Here is a 24,939-nt window from a genome sequence, read left to right as displayed (position 1 = left end):
CGAAGCATCCGGGCCGCAGCCCCCACGGGGCCTCCAACAACAAATCCCTCATTTAGGAGCAATCGTGGCGCGCGACATCGCGGCTCCCTCCGTCGTTCCCACCACCCACAAGGAACTGGTCTCGTGGGTGAACGAGATCGCAGAACTGACGCAGCCGGACAACGTGGTCTGGTGCGACGGCTCCGAAGCCGAGTACGAGCGACTGAGCGAGGAACTCGTCGCCAAGGGCACCTTCCGGAAACTGGACCCGATCAAGCGCCCCAACTCGTACTACGCCGCCTCCGACCCGACCGACGTCGCGCGCGTCGAGGACCGGACCTTCATCTGCTCCGAGAAGGAAGAGGACGCCGGCCCCACCAACCACTGGAAGGCTCCCGCGGAGATGCGGGAGATCTTCGCCGGCGAGAAGGGCGTCTTCCGCGGCTCGATGCGCGGCCGGACGATGTACGTCGTCCCCTTCTGCATGGGCCCGCTCGGCTCCGACCTGTCCGCGATCGGCGTCGAGATCACCGACTCCGCCTACGTCGCCGTGTCCATGCGCACCATGACCCGCATGGGCCGGCCGGTCCTGGACGAGCTCGGCTCCGACGGCTTCTTCGTGAAGGCCGTCCACACCCTCGGGGCGCCGCTGGAGGAGGGCCAGGAGGACGTCCCCTGGCCGTGCAACAGCACCAAGTACATCTCGCACTTCCCCGAGGCCCGCGAGATCTGGTCCTACGGCTCCGGCTACGGCGGCAACGCCCTGCTCGGCAAGAAGTGCTACGCCCTGCGCATCGCCTCCGTCATGGCCCGCGACGAGGGCTGGCTCGCCGAGCACATGCTGATCCTCAAGCTGACCCCGCCGCAGGGCGAGGCGAAGTACGTCGCCGCCGCCTTCCCCAGCGCCTGCGGCAAGACCAACCTCGCCATGCTGGAGCCCACCATCTCGGGCTGGACGGTCGAGACGATCGGTGACGACATCGCCTGGATGCGCTTCGGCGAGGACGGCCGCCTCTACGCCATCAACCCCGAGGCCGGCTTCTTCGGCGTCGCGCCCGGCACCGGTGAGCACACCAACGCCAACGCGATGAAGACGCTGTGGGGCAACTCCGTCTTCACCAACGTCGCCCTCACCGACGACAACGACGTCTGGTGGGAGGGCATGACGGAGGAGACTCCGGCCCACCTCACGGACTGGAAGGGCAACGACTGGACGCCGGACTCCGGCACCCCGGCCGCCCACCCGAACGCCCGCTTCACCACCCCCGCCGCCCAGTGCCCGATCATCGCGCCCGAGTGGGAGGACCCCAAGGGCGTGCCGATCTCGGCGATCCTCTTCGGCGGGCGTCGCGCCAGCGCCGTACCGCTGGTGACGGAGTCCTTCGACTGGAACCACGGCGTCTTCCTGGGCGCCAACGTGGCCTCCGAGAAGACCGCCGCCGCCGAGGGCAAGGTCGGCGAGCTGCGCCGCGACCCCTTCGCCATGCTGCCGTTCTGCGGCTACAACATGGGCGACTACATGGGCCACTGGGTCGACGTCGCCAAGGGCAAGGACCAGGCGAAGCTCCCGAAGATCTACTACGTCAACTGGTTCCGCAAGAACGACGAGGGCAAGTTCGTCTGGCCCGGCTTCGGCGAGAACAGCCGCGTTCTGAAGTGGATCGTGGAGCGCCTGGAGGGCAAGGCCGAGGGCGTCGAGACCCCGATCGGCATCCTGCCGGCCAAGGGCTCACTCGACACCAAGGGCCTCGAACTGGCCGACTCCGACCTCGACTTCCTGCTCACGGTCGACAAGGAGGTCTGGCGCGAGGAGGCCGCCCTGGTCCCCGAGCACCTCAACACCTTCGGCGAGCACACGCCCAAGGAACTGTGGGACGAGTACCGCGCCCTGGTGCAGCGCCTGGGCTGACCCAGCCCCCGAGAACGCCGCGGCCGGCTCCGATCGTGCCCTGACCAGCAATCGTCACGGTCGGCCGCGGTGACAGCACCCAGTACCGGCGAGGTTCCGTACAACGGCGTGCGGAACCCGGGGCCCGCCGTCACGTTCTCGTCCGCCCCGACGGGAGACACGTGACGGCGGGCCCTTCGCCTGTACGGCCACTTCGAGCCAGCCGGGGTCCAGCAGCGCGGCCGGCTCGGTGAGTCACCGCCGGCTCCGGTCAACGCCGTGCGGGGCGCCCGGTCCGCGCGTCGCTGCGGGTGCACGCGGACCGGGGCCGTTCGAGGAGCCGTAGGGCTCAGCGGGACGCGAGTTCCCGCGTCTCCAGCGCCGCGGCGTGCGCGTCCATGCGCTCGGCGGCCAGGATCGCCGCCGCGGTGTCCGCGCGGGACGCCGCGACGACCAGGGCCCGCCCCGCGAGGGCGTGCGCCCGCTGGTGCAGGGGGGCGGGGTTCGCGCGGCTGTCGGGGGCCGTGAGCGACGCCCGGGCCGGCGTGCGGCCTCCCCGCAGCCGGGTGACCTGCTCGGTGAGCCGGTCGGCCGCGGTGTCCAGGTCGGCGGACGGGGCCAGCGGGCGCAGCTCGTCCGTGACGGCGAGCAGCGCGGCGAGGTGGCCCGCGAGCTGGATGTCCAGCTCTTCCTCACGGGAACGATGGGGAAAGTCGGGGTTGGGGCCGTCCACCGTGCTGTGGACCGACTTGGTGCGGATCGGTTCGTACATGGGAGGGCCTCCTGTGTTCTCAGGAAGCCATCCTAGCTTAGATTTCGTCTAAAGTTGAGCGATCCACAAATTCCCCGGCCCCGACGCGTTTACGGCTGACCGTAGCCGTCCAGGAAGGTCCCGATGCGGGTGATCGCCGACCTGAGGTCACCCACCGTGGGCAGGGTCACCACCCGGAAGTGGTCCGGCTCGGGCCAGTTGAAGCCGGTGCCTTGGACGACCATGATCTTCTCCTGCCGCAGCAGGTCCAGCACCATCTGCCGGTCGTCCTTGATCTTGAAGACCTTCGGGTCGAGGCGCGGGAAGAGATACAGCGCCCCCTTCGGCTTCACGCAGCTCACGCCGGGGATCTGGGTCAGCAGCTCGTACGCCACGTCCCGCTGCTCGCGCAGCCGCCCGCCCGGCAGCACCAGGTCGTTGATGGTCTGGCGTCCGCTGAGCGCGGCGACGACCCCGTGCTGGCCCGGCATGTTCGCGCACAGGCGCATGTTCGCCAGGATCGTCAGGCCCTCGATGTAGGAGTCGGCGTGGGCGCGCGGCCCGGAGATCGACATCCAGCCCACCCGGTATCCGGCGACCCGGTAGGCCTTGGACATGCCGTTGAAGGTGAGGGTCAGCAGGTCGGGGGCGACCTTGGCGGTCGGCGTGTGCGTGGCCTCGTCGTAGAGGATCTTGTCGTAGATCTCGTCGGAGCAGACCAGCAGGTTGTGCCGGCGGGCGATGTCCGTCAGCCCGCGCAGCATCGCCTCGTCGTACACCGCGCCCGTCGGGTTGTTCGGGTTGATGATGACGATCGCCTTGGTGCGGTCGGTGACCTTCCGCTCCACGTCGGCGAGGTCGGGCATCCAGTCGGCCTGCTCGTCGCACCGGTAGTGGACGGCCGTGCCGCCGGAGAGCGAGACGGCCGCCGTCCACAGGGGGTAGTCGGGGGCCGGTACGAGAACCTCGTCGCCGTCGTCCAGCAGCCCCTGCATCGCCATCACGATCAGCTCGGAGACGCCGTTGCCGATGTAGACGTGCTCGACATCCGTCTCGATGCCGAGGGTCTGGTTGTGCATGACGACCGCCCGGCGCGCGGCCAGCAGGCCCTTGGCGTCGCCGTAGCCGTGGGCCGAGGACACGTTGCGGAGTATGTCCTCCAGGATCTCGGGCGGGCACTCGAAGCCGAAGGCCGCCGGGTTGCCGGTGTTCAGCTTGAGGATGCGGTGCCCTGCCGCTTCCAGGCGCATCGCCTCCTCGAGAACCGGGCCCCGGATCTCGTAGCAGACATTGGAGAGCTTGGTCGACTGGATCACCTGCATGTCTGGGAGCTTACGGCCCGGTAGGGCTCCTTGGGCCGTGTTTTCCGCCACGCGAGACGCGTCGGTTTGGGTGGATATCGCCGACGGCTGTCCCGGTGGCCCCTCCGTCTCTACAATCCACGGCCATGTCCAGGCCACCTGAGTACGAGAACGGGGCGTCCGGCGCGCAGGTGGTGCCGAACGTGTACCTCCCGCCGGCCGAGCCGACGCCCCCGTACGAGGCGTACGTCGACCCGGCCGCCGCGCACGGCTGGCAGAACGCCTACGACGAGACGCGCGAGCTGCCTCCGGTGCCCGCCGGCGAGCCGTTGGCGGCCGGCGGTCGGGTGACCGGCGTCGAGCCTGGTGCGGCCGGCCGTGCCGTCCCCGGGCGGCGGCGTGCGCGGCGGAAGGTGAGCCGGTGGCGGTCGCGGCGGTTGGTGGTCGCCACCGGGGCGGCGGGCGCGGTGTCCGCGGCCGCGCTGATCGCCGGGTTCTCCTTCACGGGGTCCCCGGGAGGCGGCACTCAGGGCAAGGACGGCGGCACGCGGTCGACGCCGGACGGGTCCGCCCGCCCGGGGGGCTCGTCCGCGCCCGGTCCGGCGGTTTCCGGCACCCCGGACGCCCGGCGGCCTGGCGGAGCCGGGTCCGCCGCTGCGGATCCCTCGGCGAGCGCCTCGCCGACGGGCGACGACTCCGGCGCCCCCTCGGCTGGATCGTCCACGCCCCCGGCGCCCACCACGAGCAGCCCCACGGCCACCGACTCCGCGTCGAGCGGTTCGGCCCCCGGCAACTCCGACGGCAAGGGGCGGGGACAGGGCTCCACGAAGAAGCCCAGGTAGCCCCGGGTCCGGGGGGGGACCCCCTCCCCCCGGACCCGCCCCGAGGTCCCCCCGGATTCGCCCTCCGGATCCCGCTGGGCGCCCCCGGGCTCTGCCGCCCGGGGGCGCCTCCCCGGGCCTGCCCTCCTGGGCTCTCCACCCCGGGCTTTCCGGGGTCCTGCCTTCCGAGTTCCCCCGGCCCTGCCTCTCGCCTCCCGGGCCCCTGTCCGCCGGGCTCCGCTGCCGGGCTCTTCCTCCCGGGCCCTGCCTTCCGAGCTCCCCCGGGCCCTGCCCTCCGAGCTCCCCCCAGGGCCCCCGGGCCCCCGGGCCCCGCCGTCCGCTCCGCCGCCGAATCCGCCCCTCGAATTCGCCCCCGGAATCCGCCCTCGGTCGTGCCGCCCGGCTGTGCCCCCGGCTCCGCCGCCCGGCTGTGCCCCCGGCTCCGCCGCCCGGCTGTGCCCCCGGCTCCGCCGTGCCCTCCACCCCTCGAAATCCCGCCAACTCCCGCCGCCCACGGCCAAAACCAACTCCTTGCCGCCACGCGCCCCTCCGTTAACAATGCGCATGACAAAACAGCGGGTGGCCGGAAGATCTCCGGTCGCCTCGTCATATAGAGGGGACCCCCCGCATGAGAAAGCCTCTCGTCGCCGCACTCTTCGCCCTGGTGATCGCCGGGGCGGGCGCGGCGCCCGCGGTCGCGGCGCCCGCGTCGCCGGCCGCACCCGCGGCGGCCGCCGCCTCCGCGACCAAGGCCGATGCCAAGGCCGCCGCCTCGCCCACGCTGCAGGCCGTGACCCTCGCCGGAACCGTCGCGCTCAGCAACTGTTCCGGCTCCGTCGTCCGCTTCCCGAACTCCCCGGACACGGCCCCGGCGCTGGTGCTCACCAACGGCCACTGCCTGGAGAGCGGCTTCCCGCAGCCCGGTCAGGTGCTCGTCAACCGGGCGTCCAGCCGCACCTTCGGCCTGCTCAACAGCGCCGGCACCAGGATCGCGACCCTGCGTGCGAACAAGCTCGCCTACGCGACGATGACCGACACCGACGCCGCGATCTACCAGCTCACCACCACCTACGCGGCGATCCGCAGCTCGTACGGCATCAGCCCGCTGACCGTGCAGGACACGCACCCCACGGCCGGCACCGCGATCACCGTCGCCTCCGGCTACTGGAAGCGGCTCTACAGCTGCAGCATCGACGGGTTCGTGCACACCATGAAGGAGGGCAGCTGGACCTGGAAGGACTCGGTCCGCTACACCTCCGCCTGCAACACCATCGGCGGGACCTCCGGCTCGCCCGTCGTCGACCAGGCCACCGGCAAGGTCGTCGCCGTCAACAACACCGGTAACGAGGACGGCGAGTCCTGCACGGTGAACAACCCGTGCGAGGTCGACGCGACCGGCAAGGTCACCGTCCGCCAGGGCATCAACTACGCCCAGGAGACCTACCTGTTCCCGGCCTGCTTCACGACCGGCAACCAGCTGAACCTGAGCGCGGCCGGGTGCGCCCTGCCCAAGCCGTAGGCCCGGGACGGCCTACGGCGTCCTGCGCACCGCCCGGCCCGCCAGCACGTCGGTCCGACGGCCGTCCTCGATGACGAAACGGCCGTCGACCAGGACGTACGGGATGCCCGTCGGGAGCACCCGCGGGTTCTCGAAGCTCGACCCCGCCGCCACCGTGGCGGGGTCGAACAGCACCAGGTCCGCCCGGAATCCCTCGCGGACCAGCCCGCGGTCCGGCAGCCGCAGCCGGGCCGCCGGGCGGGCGGTGAGGTGGGCGACGCACTCCTCCAGGGACAGCACCCCCAACTCCCGGACGTAGTGGCCGAGATACCGCGGGAAGGTGCCGTACGCGCGCGGGTGCGGCTTGCCGCCCTGGAGGATGCCGTCCGAACCGCCGGTGTGGACCGGGTGCCGCATGATCGCCCGCACGTTCTCCTCGTGGCCGACGTGCTGGAGGATCGTCGACCCGAGCCGGTCCTCCAGGAGGAGCCGGCGGGCGGTCGACCAGGGAGCCTCGCCGCGCAGGTCGGCGGACTCCTGGACGCTGCGGCCGACGAAGTCCCCGAGCGCGGGGTTCGTGACGCCGGAGATCTCGACGGTGTCCCACTCGACGGGCACCCCGTGGCAGCCGTCCGCGCCGACGACCTCGAGATCGTGCCGGACGCGCTCCGCGCTCTCCTCCCGGGTCAGCCGCTCCAGGACCGCGTCCGGACCGCCTGCGCCCGCCCAGCTCGGCAGCAGGGCGGCGAGCGTGGTCGAGCCGGGCGTGTAGGGATAGGTGTCGAGGCTGATGTCGGCCCCGGCCGCGAGGGCGTCATCGAGGAGGGACAGCAGCTCCGGCGCGCGCCCCTTGTTCACGCCGAAGTTCATGGTGGCGTGGGCGAGATGCAGCGCGCAGCCGGCCTCGCGGGTGAGCGCCACCATCTCCTCGTACGCCTGCAGCGCGCCCGCCCCGTAGGAGCGGTGGTGGGGGCAGTAGTAGCCGCCGTAGGACGCCACCACCCGGCACAGCGCGGTGAGTTCGGCGTCCTTGGCGTACATGCCGGGGGTGTAGGTGAGCCCCGACGACATGCCGACCGCGCCCTGTTCCATCCCCTCGGCGACCAGGTGCCGCATCCGGTCCAGCTCGCCGGGCGTCGCCTCGCGGTCCTCCCAGCCGACGGCGAGCGCGCGGACCGTGCCCTGCGGGATCAGGTAGGCGGCGTTCACCGCGATGCCCTCGTCGAGCCGGTCCAGGTACTCGCCGACCGACCGCCAGGTGAAGTCGACGTCGTCGCCGGGGCCGTTCCAGCCGGTGACGGCCCGGCGGACCTCCTCCAGCGTGCGGTCGTCGACCGGCGCGTACGACAGCCCGTCCTGGCCGAGGACCTCGAGGGTGACGCCCTGCGCGGCCTTGGCGCTGTGGTCGGGGTCGCGCAGCAGGGCCAGATCGCTGTGGGCGTGCATGTCGATGAAACCGGGGGAGAGGACCAGCCCCTCCGCGTCCAGCTCGCGGCGCGCCTTGGGGCGCTGGCAGCCGGCGGCCGCGGCCTCCTGGACGATCGCCACGATCCGGCCGCCGTCCACCACCACGTCGGCGCGGTACGACGGACCGCCCGAGCCGTCCACGACGTCCGCGTCCCGGATGACGAGCTCTTCCACGCGGGGCCTCCTGACGGTCTCTAGAAGAACGTACGGATGTAGTCGACGACCGTGCCGTCCGCCTGGGCCAGCGGGATCAGCTGCCACTTGTCGAAGGACGTGCACGGGTGCGACAGTCCGAGGCCGACCCAGTCACCGACCTCCAGGTCAGCCTCGGGGGCGGTGCGCAGCCACGCGTGCTGGTCGGACAGTCCGCTCACCTCGATCCCGGTGGCGGGGCGCTCCACCCCGTCCCGGCGGACGACCTGGGCGAAGGGCAGGTCGAGGTCGTAGGCCGCGTCCCGCTTGCCGGCGTTGGTGAAGGCCTGCTCGGCGGAGGGCCGGGACACCACCTGGGTCCAGAGCCGGAACGCCGGCTCCAGGGCGCCCTCCTCGGGGACCCGGTTGAAGGGGGTGAGCTTGCGGTAGTGGCCGTCGTCGTGCGAGACGTACGCCCCCGAGCGCAGCAGCTTCAGCACCGGCGCGGAGAGGCCGGGGATCTCGGCGAAGACCTCGGCGACCACGTCGAACCAGGCGCTGCCGCCCGCACTGACGACGATCTCGTCGGTGTGCGCGAACCGCCCCGCCTTGTCGAGGCCGACGGCCAGTGCGACGAGCCGCCGCAGCCAGGCGTGCACCCGCTCGGCGTCGGCCCGCGGGACCTCGCCCTCGTAGCCGGCCACGCCGACCAGCCGCAGGGTCCGCGTCGCCGCCACGGCGTCCGCGACCGCCGCACACTCCGCCTCCGTCCGGACGCCGGTGCGGGCGCCCTCGCCGGCGGCGAGCTCGACGACCACGTCCAGGGGGCGCGAGACCCCGCGTAGCGCCGCGTCCATCAACCGCACCCCGGACACGGAGTCGACGTAGCAGATCAGGCGGAAGTCGTCGTCCGCGTCGAGTTCGGCGGCGATCCAGCGCAGCGCGGCCGCGTCCACCAGCTCGTTGGCGAGGAAGACCCGCTCGAAGCCGAACGCCCGCGCCACCCGCACCTGGTGGGGCACCGCGAGTGTGATGCCCCACGCCCCGTGCTCGATCTGGCGCTGGAAGAGCCGCGGCGCCATGGAGGTCTTGCCGTGCGGGGCGAAGGCGAGACCGTGGCGGGTCGCGTACGTCTCCATGAGCCGCAGGTTGTGCTCCAGACGCTCGGCGGAGAGGGCGAGCACCGGGGTGGCGAAGCCGTCGGTGAAGAGGTTGCGGCGCTGGGCGGCCAGCTCGCCGACGGTGAGGCCGTCGGCGTCCGGGGGCAGGCCCTTGAAGCGGTGGTCGACGCGTTCCTCCGCGAGGCGGGCGAGGGCTTCGGTGCCGGTGTCGCGGGCCATGGACTCTCCTGGTCTCGGTTATTGCGCTATGCGCAACGATCGTTGCGTATGGCACTCGCTGCTGTCTAACATCTCGGCCAACGCGGGGTCAACGGAGCCGCCGCCCCGCCCGACGCTCAGGAGCTACGAGGATCGTGACCGTCACGGGACCCCGCAACGCCCCCGACGTCGTGGACGTCGTCGCGCTCGGCGAGTCCATGGTCACCTTCCTGCCCTCCCGGCCGGGCCGCCTCGCCGACGTCCCGTCCTTCGAGCGGGGCATCGGGGGCGCCGAGTCCAACGTGGTGTGCGCGCTGGCCGCCGCCGGTCACCGGGTGCGGTGGGTAGGCCGGGTCGGCGCCGACGGGTTCGGCGACCACCTCGTCGAGGCGATCGGCGCGTACGGCGTCGACGTCTCCGCCGTACGCCGGGATCCCGTGCGGCCGACCGGCGTGTACTTCCGTACGGCGGGTGACCGGGCCACCGACGCCCACGAGGTTGCGTACTACCGGGCCGGGTCGGCGGCCTCCGCGATGGCGGTGGACAGCGTGGACGTGGCAGCGGCACGGGCGGGACGGATCCTGCACCTGTCCGGCATCACGGCCGCCCTGTCCGACGACTGCCTGACCCTGCTGCGCGACCTGACCACCCGCGGTACCGACCGCCCGCTCGTCTCCTTCGACATCAACCACCGCGCCGGTCTGTGGCGATCCGCCGACGGGCCGCGGGTCCTGCTGGAGCTGGCCCGCGGGGCCGACATCGTCTTCGTCGGGGAGGACGAGGCCGCGGAGACCTGGGGCGTGACGGGCGGGCCGGGGCCGATCAGGGAACTGCTCCCCGAACCGTCCGTCCTGGTGGTGAAGGAGGGGGCGCGGGGGGCGACCGCGTTCGAACACCCGCCCTCCTCGCAGTCACCCTCACCACACCCGCTCTCCCAGCGGCCGCCCTCCCCGCAGTCGCTCTCCCCGCGCCCGCACTCCCCGCAGCCGCCCGGCCCGGCCGGAGCCTTCGTGCCGGCCCTCGACGTGGACGTGGTCGCCACCGTCGGTGCCGGCGACGCCTTCGCCGCCGGCTTCCTCTCCGCCACCCTGCGCGCACTGCCCCTTCCGGACCGCCTCCGGCACGGCCACCTCTGGGCCGCCGCCGCCCTGACCACCCCCGGCGACCTCGCCGCACCCCCCGCCCGCGACCACGCCGACCGCCTCGCCGCCCTGGACGACGACGCGTGGGGGAGACTGCGACTCGGCCCCGGCTGGACACAGGCCGAACAGCGGGCCGAGGAGGAGGTACGTACGCCATGAGCCAGACCGTCGACCGCGCGCTGAGCATCCTGCCGCTGCTCGCCGAGGGCCCCGCCGACCTCGGGCAGGTCGCCGAGCGCCTGGGCGTCCACAAGTCCACGGCCCTGCGCCTGTTGCGGACACTCCACGAACACGGCATGGTCTACCGCCAGTCCGACCAGCGCTACCGCCTCGGCGCCCGGCTCATCGCGCTGGCCCAGGAGGCGATGGAGAACCTCGACATCCGCGAGATCGGCCACCCCCACCTCGTACGCCTCAACGAGCAGTGCGGACACACCGTCCACCTCGCCGTCCTCGAGGACGACGAGGTCCTCTACATCGACAAGGTGGAGAGCCGCTACCCGGTGCGGATGTACTCGCGCATCGGCAAGCCCGTCGCCATCACCGTCGCGGCCGTCGCCAAGCTCCTCCTGGCCGACCTGCCCGAACCCGAGCGCCGGGCCCTCGCCGACAAGCTCGACTACCCCATGTACACGGCCCGTTCGACGCCCAACGGCCCCGCGTTCCTGCGGGAGCTGGACAAGGTGCGCGAACAGGGCTGGGCCACCGACCTCGGTGGCCACGAGGAGTCCATCAACTGCGTCGCCGCGCCCGTCCGCGGTGCCGACGGCCGGGTCGTCGCCGCGATGTCGGTGTCCGCGCCGAACGTCGTCGTCACCGCCGAGGAACTCCTCACCCTGCTGCCGCTGGTCCGCCGTACCGCGGACGCGATCAGCGGTGAGTACTCCGGCAAGACACCCGTCAAGGAAGCCACCTCATGACAGAGAAGACCGCGCTCACCCCGAAGACCCACACCACCCCGCCCGCGAGGTTCTCGCACGGCGTGCGCAAGGGCAACATCCTCCAGGTCGCCGGCCAGGTCGGCTTCCTGCCCGCCGAGGAGGGCCGGCCGCCCACGCCCGCCGGACCCACCCTGCGCGAGCAGACCCTCCAGACCCTCGCCAACGTCAAGGCGATCCTGGAGGAGGGCGGCGCGAGCTGGGACGACGTGATGATGATCCGCGTCTACCTCACCGACGTGGACCACTTCGCCGAGATGAACGCCGTGTACGACGCCTACTTCGAGGAGCAGGCCCTCAACGCGCCCCCGGCCGCCCGCACGACGGTCTACGTCGGCCTGCCCGCCGGGCTCCTCGTCGAGATCGACGCGCTCGCCGTACTCGGCTGACGCCGCCTCTCGCCTTTCCCGCACGCCGTGAACGGCACGGTTTCCTCCGGGGCACCGCGCCGCGATCCCCCTGCCCGGCTGTGCCTCCCGGGGGGATCACCCTCGACCCGCATCAGTGGCGGGGTTCGCGGTGGCGGTATCCGGCCTGTTCCCGCAGGCACGGGGCGGGCGCACGGCAGGCACGGGGCAGACGCCGTGTAGGCGTCTGATAACGAAGTTGGGGCCGACTGTGCCCGACACAGGATCTTCGACCATACTGCCCGCTGTGGAGCAGCGCATAGGTTCGAGCAGCCAGCCCCTGGAAGGCGCCGGATTCGACCCGGCATTCATCCCCGGGCTCACGTCACCCGGGTCCGGCGCGAAGGCGGACGACGGGCCTGAGGACGCCAAGGCGGAGCAGGACGAACGGGTCGAGGAGGCCGACGACGCCGAGCACACGGCGTCGGGCGAGGCCGAGACGTCCGGCGAGCCCTCCTCCGCGCAGCCCGGCGGACCCGAAGGCGCCGACGAGGCCGACGACGAGGAGGCTCCCGACGGCCCCGTCTTCGAGGCCTCCGACCGCCGGGCCCGGATCGTCGCCGACCACAAGGGCGTACGACTCGCCCTCGACGACCAGCAGTGCGAGTTCCGCTGGGACGAGATCGGCGCGGTCGAGACCGAGTCCCCGCGGTTCGGCAAGAGGTTCACCATCACGGTGCACACTCCCGACCGCCGCTGGTACCCGATCGAGATCGAGGCGGCGTCCAGGGCGAAGTTCACGGAGTGGGACGAGCAGCTGGACGCGGTCCTGGACGCCTACTTCGAAGAGGGCGAAGAGGGCGACAAGGCCGCCGAGGACGACGCCGCGTAGGGACGCGGGGAGCCGTGGGACCGGCCGCGCCGGCCCCACGGCTCCCCACGACCCGCGGCTCGACGACCGCTAGCCGCAGTACTGGGCCTCCTTGCCGATGGACCGGTACATGCAGTCCGCGTTCTCCAGGAGCTGCAACACCGCGTCCCGGTTCCGGGACGTCTCCCGCTCGATCACCTCGTCGGGCGGGTAGAACCCTCCGCCCGCGGAGGACGAGGGATACATCTCGAAGGTGTACCCGAAGATCTTCTGGTTGCCCCACAGCCAGTCGTCGATCGACCCGTCGGTGATGTACAGGTCGCTGGACTGCTCCGGCGTGTAGCCGTTGCTGGCCGCCATCTTCTGTCCGACGGCCGCGAACGCGTTGCGGTCGTCCGCCGTCATCCCGGTCGTGGTGTTGGCGGTGGTGTACCCGAACGGCCACAGCACCAGCTCGCTGTACGTGTGGAAGTCGACGCCCGCCTTGATCTGCTGCACGCCGCCGACCACCCGGCTGCGCACGAAGTCCGCGACGACCTTGACCTCGGGCGCCGACTCGGGAGCCGAACCCCGGTAGGTCTCGGAGGACGTCGACCCGGACGACCCGCCGCAGCAGCCCCACCGGTAGTTCCAGTTCCGGTTCATGTCCGTACCGACGTACGAGGAACCGCTGTTGGGCTGCCGGTTCTTGCGCCACGAACGGTAGGACCCGGTCGCGATGTCGTACTCGCCGCCGTCCGGGTTGAGGTCCGGCACGATCCAGATCTCGCGGTTGTTCACCATGCTGGTGACACGCGAGTCGGAGCCGTAGCCGGCGCCGAGTTCGCGCAACAGGTAGAGCGCCATCTCGACGGTGAGGTGCTCACGGGCGTGCTGGTGGTGCGTGAACAGCACCTCGGGCTCGGACTCGTCGCTCGCGACGTTGTCGCTGATCTTGATCGCGACGATGTCCCGTCCCTGGTACGACTTCCCGATCACGCGCTTGCTCATGATGTTCGGGTACGCCGACAGGCGGGTGTCGATCTCCGCGTTCATCTCGGCGTAGTTGTGGTACCGCGAGTCCGCCGACGGGAAGTCGAGGAGCCGTACGTCCCCCTCGCCGTTCGACCGGTCCGGCACCGCGCCGAGCGGTGTGACGTCGTAGCCGAGCTTCTTCAGCTTCTTGACCTGGTCCGCGCGACCGGAGATGAAGACCGAGTGGTCGTCGGCGTCGTCCACGCTCACGCCGGACTGCTGAAGTGCCGTACGGGACTTGGAGTCCGAGTGCATGTGCACCTCGTACTGGCGGATGTCGTCCGCCGACGCGGCCGGTTTCGCGCCGCTGTCGGCGTTCGCGGAGAGCGGGGCCGCGAGGGCGACGGCGAGCAGGGCGGCGAGCGCGGCGTACCGTCTGCCGCCTCGGGCGCCCGAGGCGCGAATGCGAAGTCGCATGAAGTCTCCTAGGTTCTCCAGGGCTTCCGGGATCTCCGGAGGCGGGGAGTGGAGCGGGGGGTGGTTCAGCGACGAACAAGTGCGGCTGTGCCGCTCATCGTCTGCGCATGGCATGAGCAGGTCAAGACCGGCGGAGGCGTGGTGGCGTGAACTGTCCCTCTGAAAGGCCGCGCAGTGTACGCGCGTCGGTACCCGCTGGTGCGGTCGCGCGCGAAGTGCACTCGTGGGTGTGACGGGCGCGTGCATATATGCCGGATCCGGGGACAAGGTGAGTCACCCACACACCCCCAGAGGACTGGCTGATCATGGGCGGATCAGCGCCACGACGGGACTGTCACCTGCCGGTCGAGACGACCAGCTTCGTCGACCGGCGCCGCGAACAGGCCGACGGCCGCGAGCTGTTGGCCCGGGCACGCCTGGTCACCCTCACCGGGCCCGGCGGTGTCGGCAAGACCCGGCTCGCCGCGCGCATCGCGGCCCGCGTCGAACGCGCCTTCCCGGACGGCGTACGGTTCGTGCACCTGGCGGGCCTCGACGACCCGGCGCTCGTTCCCCTCGCCGCCGCCGACGCCCTCGGCCTGCACGACCACTCCGACCGGCCACCACTGGACGCCCTCGTCGAACACGTACGGGACCGGCGCCTGCTGCTCGTCGTCGACAACTGCGAGCATCTGCTGCCCGCCTGCGCCGGGCTCACCGCCGCCCTGCTGCACGGCACCACCGGCGTCCGCGTCCTCGCCACCAGCCGCCACCGCCTCGGCCTCACCGAGGAACACCTCCTGGACGTACGGCCACTGCCCGTCCCAGACCCCGACGGCGACCTCTCCGCCGCCTACGGCTACCCGTCCCTCGCCCTCTTCGCGGACCGGGCCGCCGCCGTCGCCCCCGGCTTCCGTCTCACCGCCGGCAACCGGGCCGCCGTGGCCCGTCTGTGCCGCCACCTGGACGGCCTGCCGCTCGCCATCGAACTCGCCGCCGTCCGGATGCGGGTCCTCGGCGTGGAGCAGCTCCTGGAACGCCTCGACGACCGCTACCGCCTCCTCGCCACCGGCAGCCCCGCCGCCCTGCCCCGCCACCAGACGCTGCGCGCCGCCGTCGACTGGAGCCACGAACTGTGCACCGAGCGGGAGCGGCTGGTGTGGGCCCGGCTGTCGGTCTGCGCCGGCGGCTTCGACCTGGAGACGGCCGAGGCGGTCTGCGCCGACGGCCGTCGCATCCGCTCGTACGACGTCCTCGAAGCCGTCGCCGGCCTGGTCGACAAGTCCGTCCTGTGCCGCGATCCCGGTCCCGACGGCGTCCGCTTCCGCCTCCTGGAGACCCTCCGCCACTACGGCCTGGACACCCTGAGACAGACCCCGGGCGAGGAACCCGCCACCCGCCGCCGCCACCGCGACCGCATGCAGACCCTCGCCACCGCCTGCGAACAAGCGTGGTTCGGCCCGGGCCAACGCGAGATCGTCGCCCGCCTGCGGGCGGACCAGGACAACCTGCGAGCGGCACTGGACTTCAGCCTTGCGGAGGGGAGTGGGGGCGGAGGCGGAGGCGGGGGCGAGGGCGGGGGCGGGGGCGTGAAGGGTGCGGATACGCTCGCGCTGTCCGTGGCGCCCTCCGTGGGGCCGCTCGGGCCGGGCGGTGAGTCCGGCGGGTCCGGTGAGTCCGGTCAGGGGGCCTCGGCGCCGGAGGACCGTCTTGCCGGGCTTCGGCTCGCGGGGACCCTCTGGTTCTACTGGCACGCCTGCGGAGCGCCCCGCGAGGGGCGTTACTGGCTCGACCGCGCCCTCGACGCCAACCCCGAGCCGACCCGTGAGCGGGCCCGCGGCCTGTGGAGCGCCGGGCTGCTCGCCGGCTGCCCCGAGGACCTCACCCGGGGGCGCCGGATGGCCGAGGACGCCCGGGCGTTGGCCCAGCGTCTCGGTGACGCTGCCGAGGCCGCCCACGCGGACTACGTCATCGGTGTCATCCGGCTCTTCGCCGACGACCTGCCCGCCGCGCTGGCCCACTTCGAGGCCTGCGTCTCCCGGGGCCGCGTCCCCGGTCAGCACCTCAGCCTGGTCGGCCTCGACCAGGTCGAACTGGCCTGCGCCCTCGGCTTCCTGGGCCGGGCCGACCGTGCCGTAGAGGTGTGCGAGAAGGCCCTGCGGCTCTGCGAGGAGCACGGCGAGCAGTGGGTGCGCTCCTACGTCCTGCGGATGCTCGCCCTCGCCCACACCGTGAAGCAGGACTGGCCGTGCGCCGAACGGCACGCCCGCGAGGCCCTCCGCCTCAAACTCGCCGTCCACGACGTCACCGGCATCGCTCTCACCCTCGACCTGGCAGCGCTTATCGCCTCCCACGTCGGCGCCCACGAACGCGCGGCCGTCCTGCTCGGCGGCGCCGACCGGGTCTGGGCCGCCGTCGACCGCAACCGCTGGGGCTCGCAGGCCCTGTGCACCACCCGCCGGGACAGCGAACAGCGCGCCCTGGAGGCGATCGGCCGGCCCGCCTTCGTCCATGCCTACGACCGCGGCGCCGGGCTCGCCCTCGCCGAGATCGTCGGCTGCGCCCTCCAGGAACCCGGCCTCCCCGAACGTCCGCCCGTCACCCCCTTGTTGCCGGACCCGGCAGAGATCCGCCTCACCCGCCGAGAGGCCCAGGTCGCCGAACTGGTCGCCGAAGGCCTCGCCAACCAGCAGATCGCCGACCGCCTGGTGATCGCCCGCCGAACCGCCGAAGGCCATGTGGAACGCATCCTCAGCAAACTCGGCCTCAACAACCGCAGCCAGATCGCCGCCTGGGTAACGGCCCAACGCTGACCGCCACGCCGAAGCGGGAGCCGAGACCGAGGCGCCGGCCGTGGGCCGAAGCCGCAGCCCTGGACCGGCACCGGGCACCGCACACCGGCTACGGGCCACCGCGCCCCGGCTACGGGTCAGTGCGCCCCGGCTACGGGCCACTGCGCCCCGGCTACGGGTCAGTGCGCCCCGGCTACGGGCCACTGCGCCCCGGCTACGGGTCAGTGCGCCCCGGCTACGGGCCACTGCGCCCCGGCCACGGGTCAGTGCGCCCCGGCTACGGGCCACCGCGCCCCGGCCACCGGAACCCGCCCCGGAGCCGGCCCCGCTCCGCTCCGTCGACGCCGTTCCCCCACCCGGCCGCAGACACCCCCACCGACCGCCGCCCCACTTGCCACTGCCGACCTACTAGCCCCAGCGACCTACTGGCCCCAGCGACCCATTGGCCCCAGCGACCTACTGGCCCCAACGACCTACTGGCGCCACCGAGCCGCCGTCCCCACCGACCCACCGACCCCCTGGCCATACCGCCCCGCCCCCCAACCCACCGACCATCAGGGACCCCCATGCCCCACACCGCCTTCGACCACCGCATGGCAGCCTTCGGCGCCGACGACGACTTCCTCGCCGCCGCCCTCCCCTTCCTCGCCGAGGGCCTGACCGCACCGGGCGAACCCCCGCCCGTGGCCATCGTCGCCCCGGACAAGCTGGACCTCCTGCACGACGCCCTCGGCGACGACGCCAAGCACGTCGGCCTCATCCCGCACACCGACTGGTACACCGGATCCGCAGCCAACGCGGTGGCACAGGGCGCCGGCTATCTCGAAGCGCACGCCGGCCCCGGCGGTCGCGTCCACCTCCTCATGGAGCCCGTGTGGAACGGCCGCGCCGGCCGCTCCCCACGCGAGACCGCCGAGTGGATCCGCTACGAGGCCCTCGCCAACCTGCTCTTCGCCCCGTTCACCACCACCGCGCTGTGCGCCTACGACACCCGTACCGCCGGCTCCGCCGTCGTCGACGCGGTCCGCCGCACCCACCCCGGCACCGGCGTCTACGAGGACCCCGCACGCATCGCGGCCGAGCTGGACGCCGTACCCCTGCCACCGCCCCCGCCCGGCGCGGAGCTCCTGGCGCGGCCGGACGCCGAGCCGGTACGGCAGCGGGCCCGGGCGCGGGGGCTGGCCGTCGCCGACGCCGAGCTGTTCGCCGAGTCGGTCACCGCGGCGGCGGCCACCCTCGGCCCGGTCACCGCCACCCTGCTGTGGGGCGAGGCCCCGTCCTGCGTCTGCGAACTGCGCACCGCCCGCCGCGTCGACGACCCTCTCGTGGGCTTCGTGCCACCACCCACCGGCGAGCTCGAACCCGCCCAGGGGCTGTGGTTCGCCCGCCAGGTGTGCGCGTACGTCGACATCCGTGACGCCGGCACCGGATCGACGGTGCGCCTGCAGTACGCGTGACTCCGGCAGCAGCCGTAGCCGTACCAGCCGTACAGGTACGGAATCGGGTAGTCCTCCCCGTGTCCCGGCAGCCCGGGGAGGGCACCCTGACAGCATGCTGCGACTCTCCGGGGGAGCCCTCCCGGACCCCGACCCCGGAACCGGCACCTACCCCCAGCCTCCGCTGGGAGCCGGCCATCTGAGCGTCGAGTACGACCCCCGCCCGTCCGCCGTCCGCGAGGCCCGCGCCGAGGTCCGCAGGCAGTTGGAAGGATGGGGTCTGGCGGACCGGGAGGAGGTACTGGACGTGGCGGAGCTCCTGGTCAGCGAACTGGCGACGAACGCCCTGCTGCACTCCGCGAGCCGCTTCCGTCTCACCCTGACCGCCGCCCACGGAGTGCTGCGCTGCGAGGTCGCGGACTTCGGCCGCCGCACTCCCCAGGTGCTCGCCGCGGGCGCCTCGGAGAGCGGACGAGGAATGTTCCTGGTGGATGCGCTCGCCAGGCGCTGGGGCTGCCACCAGGACGGGCCGGGCAAGACCGTCTGGTTCGAGCTCGGCACGTGCGGGTCGGACGGCTGCGGTCGGCGACAGCCGTAGCGCACCCGCCAGTTCCGGATCACACCGAACCCACGCTCCGGAACCACAGCCCGGGGCCCGCCGGCACGCCCAGCCGACGGGCCCCGTCACCTCGCCTCCCGGGTAGGCACATCGAGTGAAGATCCGCGCAGGCCCTCTTGTCCCACCGGCGGCTTTGGGCTTTCTTGACCCTCATGGCGGACACCACGGGAAACACGAAGAGCAACGAGTCACCGAACTCGTCGGGCGGCCCGATCTCCACGCCCCGAAAATCCAGTTGGAAGTACATCGGCCCGGGAATCGTCGTCGCCGCGACCGGCGTCGGCGCAGGTGACCTGGTCGCCACGCTCATCGCCGGCAGCAACTTCGGCTACACCCTCCTGTGGGCCGCCGTCATCGGCTGCCTGGTCAAGATCTCCCTCGCCGAGGCGGCCGGCCGCTACCACCTCTCCACCGGCCGCACCCTCTTCGACGGCTGGGCGAGCCTCGGCCGCTGGACGACGTGGTTCTTCGTCGTCTACGTCGTGATCTGGGGCTTCGTCTACGGCGCGGCGGCGATGTCGTCGAGCGCGCTGCCCCTGCAGGCGCTGTTCCCGGACGTGATGGACCTCAAGTGGTGGGCCATCGCGTGCGGACTGGTCGGCCTGGTCTTCGTCTGGTTCAACAAGTACGCGGTCTTCGAGAAGGTCATGACGGTCCTGGTGGGCGTCATGTTCGTCGTCACGGTCTATCTGGCGATCCGCGTCACCCCGAACCTGGGCGACGCCTTCGCCGGCCTCCTCCCGGTCCTGCCCGACGAGAAGGACTCCGTCCTCAACACCCTCGGCCTGATCGGCGGCGTCGGCGGCACGATCACGCTGGCCGCGTACGGCTACTGGGTCAACGCCAAGGGCTGGACCAACACCGGCTGGATGAAGGTCATGCGGCTCGACAACCGGGTCGCGTACGCCACCACGGGCATCTTCGTCGTCTCGATGCTCTTCGTGGGAGCGGAGCTCCTCCACTCTGCCAATGTCGCCATCGCGAGCGGCGACAAGGGTCTGATCCAGCTCAGCGACATCCTGGAGGACGAGTACGGGACGGCGACCGCCAAGTTCTTCCTGATCGGTTTCTTCGCCACCTCCTTCACCTCCCTGATCGGCGTCTGGCACGGCGTGAGCCTGATGTTCGCGGACTTCGTGGCCCGCTTCCGCGCGGACAGGGCGGCATCGGCATCGGGGTCGGAGTCGGCGGCCCGGTCGGTTGCCGGTGAGGAGGCCGCCTCGGGCGAGAAGGTCGCGTCCGGCGAGCGGGAGCGCTCGTGGCCCTTCCGCGCGTACCTGCTCTGGCTGACCTTCCCGCCGATCGTGCTGATCTTCCAGGGCCAGCCGTTCCGCCTCATCATCCTCTACGGCGTGCTCGGCGCCGCCTTCCTCCCGTTCCTGGCCGGCACGCTGCTGTGGCTGCTGAACACCTCCCGCACCCCGCGGGAGTGGCGCAACGGCCCGCTGAGCAACGCCATGCTGGCCGTCGCGGGCCTGCTCTTCCTGGTGCTGTGCGTGAAGCAGATCTGGGACCAGCCGTGGGCGGACTTCTTCTGAGACCGGGGGGAGGAGGCTAGGCGATCCGCTCCCACTTCGGGCTGAGGGCGATCTCCTTCAGCTGTCCGACCGTGAGGGCGGGGGTCGCGCGGGTCGCGTCGCTGTTCTGGTCGCCGGTGTTGAAGGCGCTGACGACGACCCGCATGCCGTTCGTCCTCATCGTGTCGGCGGTCAACATGACGACCCCCGCGCCTGACTTCTCGCCGAGCCCCTGCCGGACGGCCACCAGGGTGCCGTCGGGCCGGATCTCGGAGCCGGCGCCGAAGAGCTGGTGTGCGACGTCCCGCATGTCGGGCTGGACGTTGATCTGGACCAGGCTCCTGCCCTTCCCGTCGTCGACGACGAGATAGGCGTACTCGGTGTCCTGGCCCCCCTTGGAGACCACCTCGACGCCCTTGGGCAGCAGACCGGCGAGGGTCTGCCCGATGGTGTCGCCGTCGACGGCGACCGGACCGGTCACGGGCGCCGAGGACTCCGTCTTCGCGGCGTCCTCGGGCATCGCGTCGACGGCCTGACGCCACACCTCGGCCGACACCAGCTTCTCCAACTGCGCCTCGGACAGCGGCGGGTTGGGCCGGCTGACCGGCGCGCCCTTCTCGGCGGCGGCGTTCCACTCGCTCACCGTGACGTACTGTCCGGCGGGCGTGATGAGGTCGGCGGTCCACAGCTTGGTGTCCTCGCGCCGGTCGGGATACTCGTACCCCCGGAAGATCTTGATCAGCGAGCCGTCCGGCAGCCTGGTCGAGGTGCAACTGTCGTACGACGTCAGCGTCTTGTCCGGGCACTCGGCGACCTCACGGGCCCGGTCGCTGCCCGGCTCGATCCGGTCGAGACCCAGCGAGATGCTCCCGGCGCCCTTGCCGTCGTCGAACACGACCTGTGCGTACGGCGGCAGGTCCTCGTTCGTGCCGCGCGCGTCCCCGCCGCTGATCTGACCCTCGGGAAGCAGTGTGCGGAGCGTACTGATCATCTCGGTCCGGGACAGCGCCTGGGCGGTGGGCGTCGGACTCGACCCGACGGTCGGCCCGGAGGCCACGGAACTGCGTCCCGCCTCAGCGGAGTCGTCGCCGGGCAGCACGAGCGCCGCGCCCGCGCCGACGAGCGCGAGGCTCGCCGCCCCGCTCACGACGGCGGCCCGGCGGCGCAGCCGCAGCCGGCGTCCGCGCGCCCGCCCGGCGGCGGCGAGCGCGGCACCGTCCGGGGCGAAGGTGTCGCCGGTCTGACGCAGTGCGGCGCCGAGCCGGTCCTCGAAAGGGTCACTGTGCTGGTCAACGGGCATGGCAAACCACCGTTCCGGCGTGGTCGAAGGTGTGGAAGCCCCGGGCGGGGTCCGTGGTCAGGAGCTGACGTACTCGGCGAGGTCCTCGCCCAGCAGTTGGCGCAGCCGGCCGAGGGCGCGGGTGCAGCGGGTCCGTACGGCGGCGGAGCTGGCGTTCATCACGTCGGCGGTCTCCTCGACGGACCGGTCCTCCCAGTACCGCAGGACGACCACCGCCCGGTCCTTCGCGGGCAGCCGGGCCAGCGCCTCCAGGAGCGTCAGCCGCAGCGAGACGTCGCCGTCGGCACCGTCGGCCCGGTCGGGCAGCACGTCCATGGCCCGCTCGGTACTGCTGCGACGCCGCTGGTGCGTGAGGAAGGTCCGGGTCAGGACGGTCTGCGCGTACCCGGCGGGGTTGCCGACCCGGGTCACCCGGTGCCAGCTGATGTAGAGCCGCCCGAGGGTCTCCTGCACCAGATCCTCGGCGAGGTGCGTGTCCCCGGCGGTGAGCAGACAGGCGGACCGGTACAGGTGCGCGGCGCGCGCCGCCGCGAACTCCGCGTACTGATCCGCCAGAACCTGCCTCATGTGCTCCCCTGCCCCGCGTTGTCGCTCCGCCTCACCTCATTGACGCGGTGGGCCCCCGGAAATGTTTCACAGCGGCTTCCGGGCGGCTCGCCGGGTAGGTTGCGAGCGAACACCCAGCGCGGCGCGAGGAGCGGACCGACCATGAACCACGCGGCGTACGGCGACCAGCCGCCGCACGGCAACCAGCCGCCGTACGGTAACCAGCCCCCGCCCCCACCGTCGGCACCCCCGGGCTTCGGCCCACCGCCCTCGCAGTACGGCTACGCCCCGACCCCGCCCCACCCGGCCCCCGCCACCGCCGGCCCGGAGTTCATGGCGGTCGACCGCCACAACTCCATCGTCGTCGACGCGTCCGGCGTCGCCTTCGAGGTCAACGGCTACGACGCGGAGTTCCCCTGGCCTGAGGTCCGCAGCGTCCACTACAAGGCGAGCCCCTCGGGCAAGGCCCTGATGATGGCCGTCATCCACCTCGACGGCCAGATGTACGAGTGCGTGGTGGACGCGAGGCCGAGGGAGCGGCTGGGGGAGTGGTTCGGGCAACTGGCGGCGGTGCTGGGGTACTACCGGCCGATGGGGTAGGCCCGACCCGGCCCGGGACAGGCGGGGTCAGAGGAGATGGTCCGCCTTACCCGCCTTGATGTCGAGGATCATCGTGCGGAGCGCTTCGCGGGAGTCGGTGAGGTAGGAGTCCTCGGAGCCGGATATGGCGATGTAGGCGTTGCCGTCGAGGTCGGTGCCGAGGCGGAAACAGCTCGCTCCCTCGCCGCAGAAGGGTTCTTCCCACGTGATCTCTTCCATCGGGGTCCTCCTCAAAGACTGTTGGCGATGCCCCGGATGAAGTCGCGCGAGTCCTCAGGAGACAGGGCGATGCGCTCCATCCAGTCCAGATGGGCACGGTACTTGTCCAACTGCGCCCGCTCGCCCAGAAATTCCGGCCCATGGGAGTTGTCGATCTGGGCGGTGTCGAGCTGCGGGACCGCTCCTTCCGCAGCCCAGTTCACGGAGACCCCCGACTTCTACCTCTCCCTCCACTACCGCTGCTCCACCCTCCGCCTGATCGCCTACGACAGCCACCCGCGCCACACCCAACCCCACCTCGCCACGGCCTGCGACACCCGGCGCCGCGCGGCCCTCCGCGTCCAGTCACCACGGGCCTTGGCCTCGAACAGGGCCTGCTCAACCTCGGTCGGGGCGATCCAGGGAGGCGATACCGGAAGCCCGAAATCGGCGGGCGGAGGACCGAAAGACATAGGAACACCCTCAGGAATCTGTACCGAACTCTGCATCCAGGCGTTCGCGCCAGTCTTCATGCTCCAGCCCGGAATCCATCAAAATATCTCGAAAGTCCTCGCGGGCGATCTGTGCCGCCAGCAAAAACCTGTCTACTTTACCCTGGCCGTGAATAAGTGTGGCCGCTGCGACCCTTTCCGAACCATCAACTCCCCGGTCGTAATCGTTCACTACCTCGAAAAGGATTCCCTCGACAGCTTCTCGATCTCCACCGGTGTAATCCTGGGCGATTCGCCGTTTGATGCGAGGGGTCAGCTCCACTGTTGATCCTTTTCTTGTTGCTGCTATTGATGGGGGGAGAGTAGGTAGTCCCCCACGCGAACATATCCGGCGCTTTCAAGTTGATCAATTTCACGCTTGAAAGGTCTCGGTGACCCGACCTCGTTGAATAGATTGTCGGTCGGGCGTCGCATTAGAAGCTACGTAAACATCCCTGCGATCGGTGATGACATTTTGCACCCACTCGTAGTCGAGCTTTCTACTGTAGAGCTCATCCGGCACATTTGCCGTAGTAAGCGAGCCAGTGCCACGGGGCTTGGCCTCGAACAGTGCCTGCTCGATCTCAGTCGGTGCGATTTATGGAGGCGATACGGGAGACCCGAAGTCGGCGGGCGGAGGACCGAAAGACATGGGGACACCCTCAGGAATCTGTACCGAACTCTGCATCCAGGCGTTCACGCCAGTCCTCATGCTCCAGCCCAGAACTCATCAGGATGCCTCGCGAGTCATCACGGGCAATCTGCACTGCAAGCAGGAACCTCTCCACCTTCGCCTGGCTACGAATGAGGGTAGCCGCTACGATCCTTTCCTCGGCGCCTCCCGTCAGATCGTTTACGAGCTCGTGGAGAATTTCCTCGACCGCTTGTCGATCTTCGCCAGTGTAATCCTGGGCGATTCGCCGTTTGATGCGAGGGGTCAGTCCCATCATTGATCCTTCCTCGCCAATCTTGCATCGGGTCGCCTTCCGACTACGTCGGTGAACAGCTCCCACCGCCAGGCGTGTGTATGGGGATCACGGAAGAACAGCCGAGGATTCTTCTCCGGTTCCTTGTCAAGGTCTTCACGCGCCGCCCGATAGTAAAGCCGAACCCCGGGGAGCACGCCGTAGTAGGCGAGCCAGTCACCACGGGCCTGGCCTCGAACAGGCCCTGCTCGATCTAGGTCGGTGCGATCCAGGGAGGCGATACGGGAAACCCGAAGTCGGCGGGCGGAGGACCGAAAGGCATGGGGACACCCTCAGGAATCTGTGCCGAACTCTGAATCCAAACGTTCGGGCCAGTCTCCGTGCTGCAGTCCCGAAATCATCAAAATATCTCGCCAGTCTTCAAGGGCTACCTCCACGGCAGTCAGAAGTTTATCAACTTGCCCATGACTGAATAGAATGGCAGCCGCTACGATCCTTTCCTCGCCGCCACCCCCTTCCAGGCTTTCCATGAGCTCAACTAGAACTTCCTCGACGGCTTTTCGGTCCTTCTCGGCGTAATCCCTTGCGATTCTCCGCTTGACGCGCGGTGTTAGTTCCACGAGATACCCCTTACGTAAACTTGCAAGTTC

At 71.1% G+C, this 24,939-nt stretch carries 23 protein-coding genes and 1 pseudogene; 12 read left to right on the top strand and 12 right to left on the bottom strand.

The genetic code is table 11. The features are described 5' to 3' along the window. Positions 1-64: 64 nt before the first annotated feature. A complete protein-coding gene (locus tag AQJ84_RS34410; protein ID WP_030044103.1) occupies positions 65-1,888 on the top strand; it encodes a phosphoenolpyruvate carboxykinase (GTP) in 1,824 nt (607 codons plus the stop codon). A 328-nt stretch (positions 1,889-2,216) separates the two neighbouring features. On the opposite strand, the gene AQJ84_RS34405 is transcribed toward AQJ84_RS34410, so the two are convergent. Together AQJ84_RS34405 and AQJ84_RS34400 are read right to left on the bottom strand one after the other, a co-directional pair. Beyond that, a complete protein-coding gene (locus AQJ84_RS34405) occupies positions 2,217-2,639 on the bottom strand; it encodes an SCO4983 family protein (RefSeq protein ID WP_030044102.1) in 423 nt (140 codons plus the stop codon). Positions 2,640-2,728: 89 nt separating this feature from the next. Next, positions 2,729-3,940: a pyridoxal phosphate-dependent aminotransferase gene (locus tag AQJ84_RS34400; RefSeq protein WP_030044101.1), complete on the bottom strand. Its 1,212-nt coding sequence runs from the start codon at positions 3,938-3,940 to the stop codon at positions 2,729-2,731. 125 nt (positions 3,941-4,065) lie between these two features. Here AQJ84_RS34400 and AQJ84_RS34395 point away from each other — a divergent pair, with 125 nt between their 5' ends. Continuing rightward, entirely contained in the window at positions 4,066-4,761 is a 696-nt protein-coding gene (locus AQJ84_RS34395) for a hypothetical protein (protein ID WP_059198896.1), read from the top strand. Positions 4,762-5,368: 607 nt separating this feature from the next. After that, positions 5,369-6,259 carry a S1 family peptidase gene (locus tag AQJ84_RS34390; RefSeq protein ID WP_030044099.1) on the top strand — a complete coding sequence of 297 codons (891 nt, stop codon included), beginning with the start codon at positions 5,369-5,371 and terminating at the stop codon, positions 6,257-6,259. Positions 6,260-6,271: 12 nt separating this feature from the next. Here the strand turns inward: AQJ84_RS34390 and AQJ84_RS34385 are convergent, their stop codons facing one another. Then, positions 6,272-7,879 carry an N-acyl-D-amino-acid deacylase family protein gene (locus tag AQJ84_RS34385; RefSeq protein ID WP_053190421.1) on the bottom strand — a complete coding sequence of 536 codons (1,608 nt, stop codon included), beginning with the start codon at positions 7,877-7,879 and terminating at the stop codon, positions 6,272-6,274. A 20-nt stretch (positions 7,880-7,899) separates the two neighbouring features. Next, positions 7,900-9,177, bottom strand: a complete 1,278-nt coding sequence (locus tag AQJ84_RS34380) for an amino acid deaminase (RefSeq protein WP_030044097.1) — start codon at positions 9,175-9,177, stop codon at positions 7,900-7,902. Between the two features lie 134 nt (positions 9,178-9,311). Between AQJ84_RS34380 and AQJ84_RS34375 the strand changes: the two genes are divergently transcribed. The 4 genes from AQJ84_RS34375 to AQJ84_RS34360 all read left to right on the top strand — a co-directional run bounded on the left by AQJ84_RS34375 (position 9,312) and on the right by AQJ84_RS34360 (position 12,475). After that, positions 9,312-10,457 carry a sugar kinase gene (locus AQJ84_RS34375; protein ID WP_030044096.1) on the top strand — a complete coding sequence of 382 codons (1,146 nt, stop codon included), beginning with the start codon at positions 9,312-9,314 and terminating at the stop codon, positions 10,455-10,457. Beyond that, complete coding sequence (locus AQJ84_RS34370; protein ID WP_030044095.1) at positions 10,454-11,218, top strand: IclR family transcriptional regulator; 765 nt, start codon at positions 10,454-10,456, stop codon at positions 11,216-11,218. Before AQJ84_RS34375 ends, AQJ84_RS34370 begins: the two co-directional genes overlap by 4 nt. Beyond that, on the top strand, positions 11,215-11,625 hold the full coding sequence (locus AQJ84_RS34365) for a RidA family protein (RefSeq protein WP_030044094.1): 411 nt from the start codon (positions 11,215-11,217) through the stop codon (positions 11,623-11,625). Before AQJ84_RS34370 ends, AQJ84_RS34365 begins: the two co-directional genes overlap by 4 nt. A 265-nt stretch (positions 11,626-11,890) precedes the next feature. Further along, positions 11,891-12,475 (top strand): hypothetical protein, encoded by a 585-nt coding sequence (locus tag AQJ84_RS34360; protein ID WP_030044093.1) that lies wholly within the window; start codon positions 11,891-11,893, stop codon positions 12,473-12,475. Between the two features lie 69 nt (positions 12,476-12,544). Here AQJ84_RS34360 and AQJ84_RS34355 read toward each other — a convergent pair whose 3' ends face one another. Beyond that, entirely contained in the window at positions 12,545-13,885 is a 1,341-nt protein-coding gene (locus tag AQJ84_RS34355) for a M14 family metallopeptidase (RefSeq protein WP_030044092.1), read from the bottom strand. Positions 13,886-14,190: 305 nt separating this feature from the next. On the opposite strand from AQJ84_RS34355, the gene AQJ84_RS34350 reads away from it, so the two are divergent. From AQJ84_RS34350 to AQJ84_RS34335, 4 genes are all read left to right on the top strand, one after another. Continuing rightward, complete coding sequence (locus AQJ84_RS34350; RefSeq protein ID WP_059198895.1) at positions 14,191-16,677, top strand: ATP-binding protein; 2,487 nt, start codon at positions 14,191-14,193, stop codon at positions 16,675-16,677. A gap of 545 nt (positions 16,678-17,222) precedes the next feature. Next, positions 17,223-18,113: an MEDS domain-containing protein gene (locus tag AQJ84_RS34345; RefSeq protein ID WP_053190430.1), complete on the top strand. Its 891-nt coding sequence runs from the start codon at positions 17,223-17,225 to the stop codon at positions 18,111-18,113. Between the two features lie 94 nt (positions 18,114-18,207). Further along, the gene (locus AQJ84_RS34340; protein WP_030045832.1) at positions 18,208-18,690 is read left to right on the top strand and encodes an ATP-binding protein; all 483 of its coding nucleotides are present in this window, start codon (positions 18,208-18,210) and stop codon (positions 18,688-18,690) included. Between the two features lie 173 nt (positions 18,691-18,863). Next, entirely contained in the window at positions 18,864-20,249 is a 1,386-nt protein-coding gene (locus AQJ84_RS34335) for an Nramp family divalent metal transporter (RefSeq protein WP_030045833.1), read from the top strand. Positions 20,250-20,265: 16 nt separating this feature from the next. Here the strand turns inward: AQJ84_RS34335 and AQJ84_RS34330 are convergent, their stop codons facing one another. Together AQJ84_RS34330 and AQJ84_RS34325 are read right to left on the bottom strand one after the other, a co-directional pair. Then, a complete protein-coding gene (locus AQJ84_RS34330) occupies positions 20,266-21,528 on the bottom strand; it encodes a hypothetical protein (protein WP_030045834.1) in 1,263 nt (420 codons plus the stop codon). 57 nt (positions 21,529-21,585) lie between these two features. Then, a complete protein-coding gene (locus tag AQJ84_RS34325; RefSeq protein ID WP_030045836.1) occupies positions 21,586-22,095 on the bottom strand; it encodes a SigE family RNA polymerase sigma factor in 510 nt (169 codons plus the stop codon). A 141-nt stretch (positions 22,096-22,236) separates the two neighbouring features. On the opposite strand from AQJ84_RS34325, the gene AQJ84_RS34320 reads away from it, so the two are divergent. Beyond that, positions 22,237-22,674, top strand: a complete 438-nt coding sequence (locus tag AQJ84_RS34320; protein WP_059198894.1) for a hypothetical protein — start codon at positions 22,237-22,239, stop codon at positions 22,672-22,674. A gap of 27 nt (positions 22,675-22,701) precedes the next feature. On the opposite strand, the gene AQJ84_RS34315 is transcribed toward AQJ84_RS34320, so the two are convergent. From AQJ84_RS34315 to AQJ84_RS43270, 5 genes and pseudogenes are all read right to left on the bottom strand, one after another. Beyond that, positions 22,702-22,893 (bottom strand): hypothetical protein, encoded by a 192-nt coding sequence (locus AQJ84_RS34315; RefSeq protein WP_030041893.1) that lies wholly within the window; start codon positions 22,891-22,893, stop codon positions 22,702-22,704. 11 nt (positions 22,894-22,904) lie between these two features. Continuing rightward, positions 22,905-23,084: pseudogene (locus AQJ84_RS34310) on the bottom strand (Scr1 family TA system antitoxin-like transcriptional regulator); the annotation flags it as partial. Positions 23,085-23,355: 271 nt separating this feature from the next. After that, positions 23,356-23,646 carry a hypothetical protein gene (locus AQJ84_RS41620; RefSeq protein WP_078632070.1) on the bottom strand — a complete coding sequence of 97 codons (291 nt, stop codon included), beginning with the start codon at positions 23,644-23,646 and terminating at the stop codon, positions 23,356-23,358. Between the two features lie 379 nt (positions 23,647-24,025). Further along, a complete protein-coding gene (locus AQJ84_RS34305) occupies positions 24,026-24,313 on the bottom strand; it encodes a hypothetical protein (RefSeq protein WP_225877305.1) in 288 nt (95 codons plus the stop codon). 308 nt (positions 24,314-24,621) lie between these two features. After that, the gene (locus AQJ84_RS43270) at positions 24,622-24,909 is read right to left on the bottom strand and encodes a hypothetical protein (RefSeq protein WP_128092308.1); all 288 of its coding nucleotides are present in this window, start codon (positions 24,907-24,909) and stop codon (positions 24,622-24,624) included. Between the last annotated feature and the right edge of the window lie 30 nt (positions 24,910-24,939).

The organism is Streptomyces resistomycificus (assembly GCF_001514265.1).
Taxonomy (GTDB): Bacteria; Actinomycetota; Actinomycetes; order Streptomycetales; family Streptomycetaceae; genus Streptomyces; species Streptomyces resistomycificus.
The sequence above is the reverse complement of the archived record's forward strand: the minus strand, read 5'-3'. Positions and strand labels throughout refer to the sequence as shown.

What these genes read in the sequence shown, in the direction of transcription:
- AQJ84_RS34405 (WP_030044102.1), bottom strand. Translation starts at nt 2,639, where the DNA reads ATGTACGAACCGATCCGCACCAAGTCGGTCCACAGCACGGTGGACGGC.
- AQJ84_RS34400 (WP_030044101.1), bottom strand. Translation starts at nt 3,940, where the DNA reads ATGCAGGTGATCCAGTCGACCAAGCTCTCCAATGTCTGCTACGAGATC.
- AQJ84_RS34395 (WP_059198896.1), top strand. Translation starts at nt 4,066, where the DNA reads ATGTCCAGGCCACCTGAGTACGAGAACGGGGCGTCCGGCGCGCAGGTG.
- AQJ84_RS34390 (WP_030044099.1), top strand. Translation starts at nt 5,369, where the DNA reads ATGAGAAAGCCTCTCGTCGCCGCACTCTTCGCCCTGGTGATCGCCGGG.
- AQJ84_RS34380 (WP_030044097.1), bottom strand. Translation starts at nt 9,177, where the DNA reads ATGGCCCGCGACACCGGCACCGAAGCCCTCGCCCGCCTCGCGGAGGAA.
- AQJ84_RS34370 (WP_030044095.1), top strand. Translation starts at nt 10,454, where the DNA reads ATGAGCCAGACCGTCGACCGCGCGCTGAGCATCCTGCCGCTGCTCGCC.
- AQJ84_RS34365 (WP_030044094.1), top strand. Translation starts at nt 11,215, where the DNA reads ATGACAGAGAAGACCGCGCTCACCCCGAAGACCCACACCACCCCGCCC.
- AQJ84_RS34355 (WP_030044092.1), bottom strand. Translation starts at nt 13,885, where the DNA reads ATGCGACTTCGCATTCGCGCCTCGGGCGCCCGAGGCGGCAGACGGTAC.
- AQJ84_RS34350 (WP_059198895.1), top strand. Translation starts at nt 14,191, where the DNA reads ATGGGCGGATCAGCGCCACGACGGGACTGTCACCTGCCGGTCGAGACG.
- AQJ84_RS34345 (WP_053190430.1), top strand. Translation starts at nt 17,223, where the DNA reads ATGCCCCACACCGCCTTCGACCACCGCATGGCAGCCTTCGGCGCCGAC.
- AQJ84_RS34340 (WP_030045832.1), top strand. Translation starts at nt 18,208, where the DNA reads ATGCTGCGACTCTCCGGGGGAGCCCTCCCGGACCCCGACCCCGGAACC.
- AQJ84_RS34335 (WP_030045833.1), top strand. Translation starts at nt 18,864, where the DNA reads ATGGCGGACACCACGGGAAACACGAAGAGCAACGAGTCACCGAACTCG.
- AQJ84_RS34330 (WP_030045834.1), bottom strand. Translation starts at nt 21,528, where the DNA reads ATGCCCGTTGACCAGCACAGTGACCCTTTCGAGGACCGGCTCGGCGCC.
- AQJ84_RS34325 (WP_030045836.1), bottom strand. Translation starts at nt 22,095, where the DNA reads ATGAGGCAGGTTCTGGCGGATCAGTACGCGGAGTTCGCGGCGGCGCGC.
- AQJ84_RS34320 (WP_059198894.1), top strand. Translation starts at nt 22,237, where the DNA reads ATGAACCACGCGGCGTACGGCGACCAGCCGCCGCACGGCAACCAGCCG.
- AQJ84_RS34315 (WP_030041893.1), bottom strand. Translation starts at nt 22,893, where the DNA reads ATGGAAGAGATCACGTGGGAAGAACCCTTCTGCGGCGAGGGAGCGAGC.
- AQJ84_RS34305 (WP_225877305.1), bottom strand. Translation starts at nt 24,313, where the DNA reads ATGATGGGACTGACCCCTCGCATCAAACGGCGAATCGCCCAGGATTAC.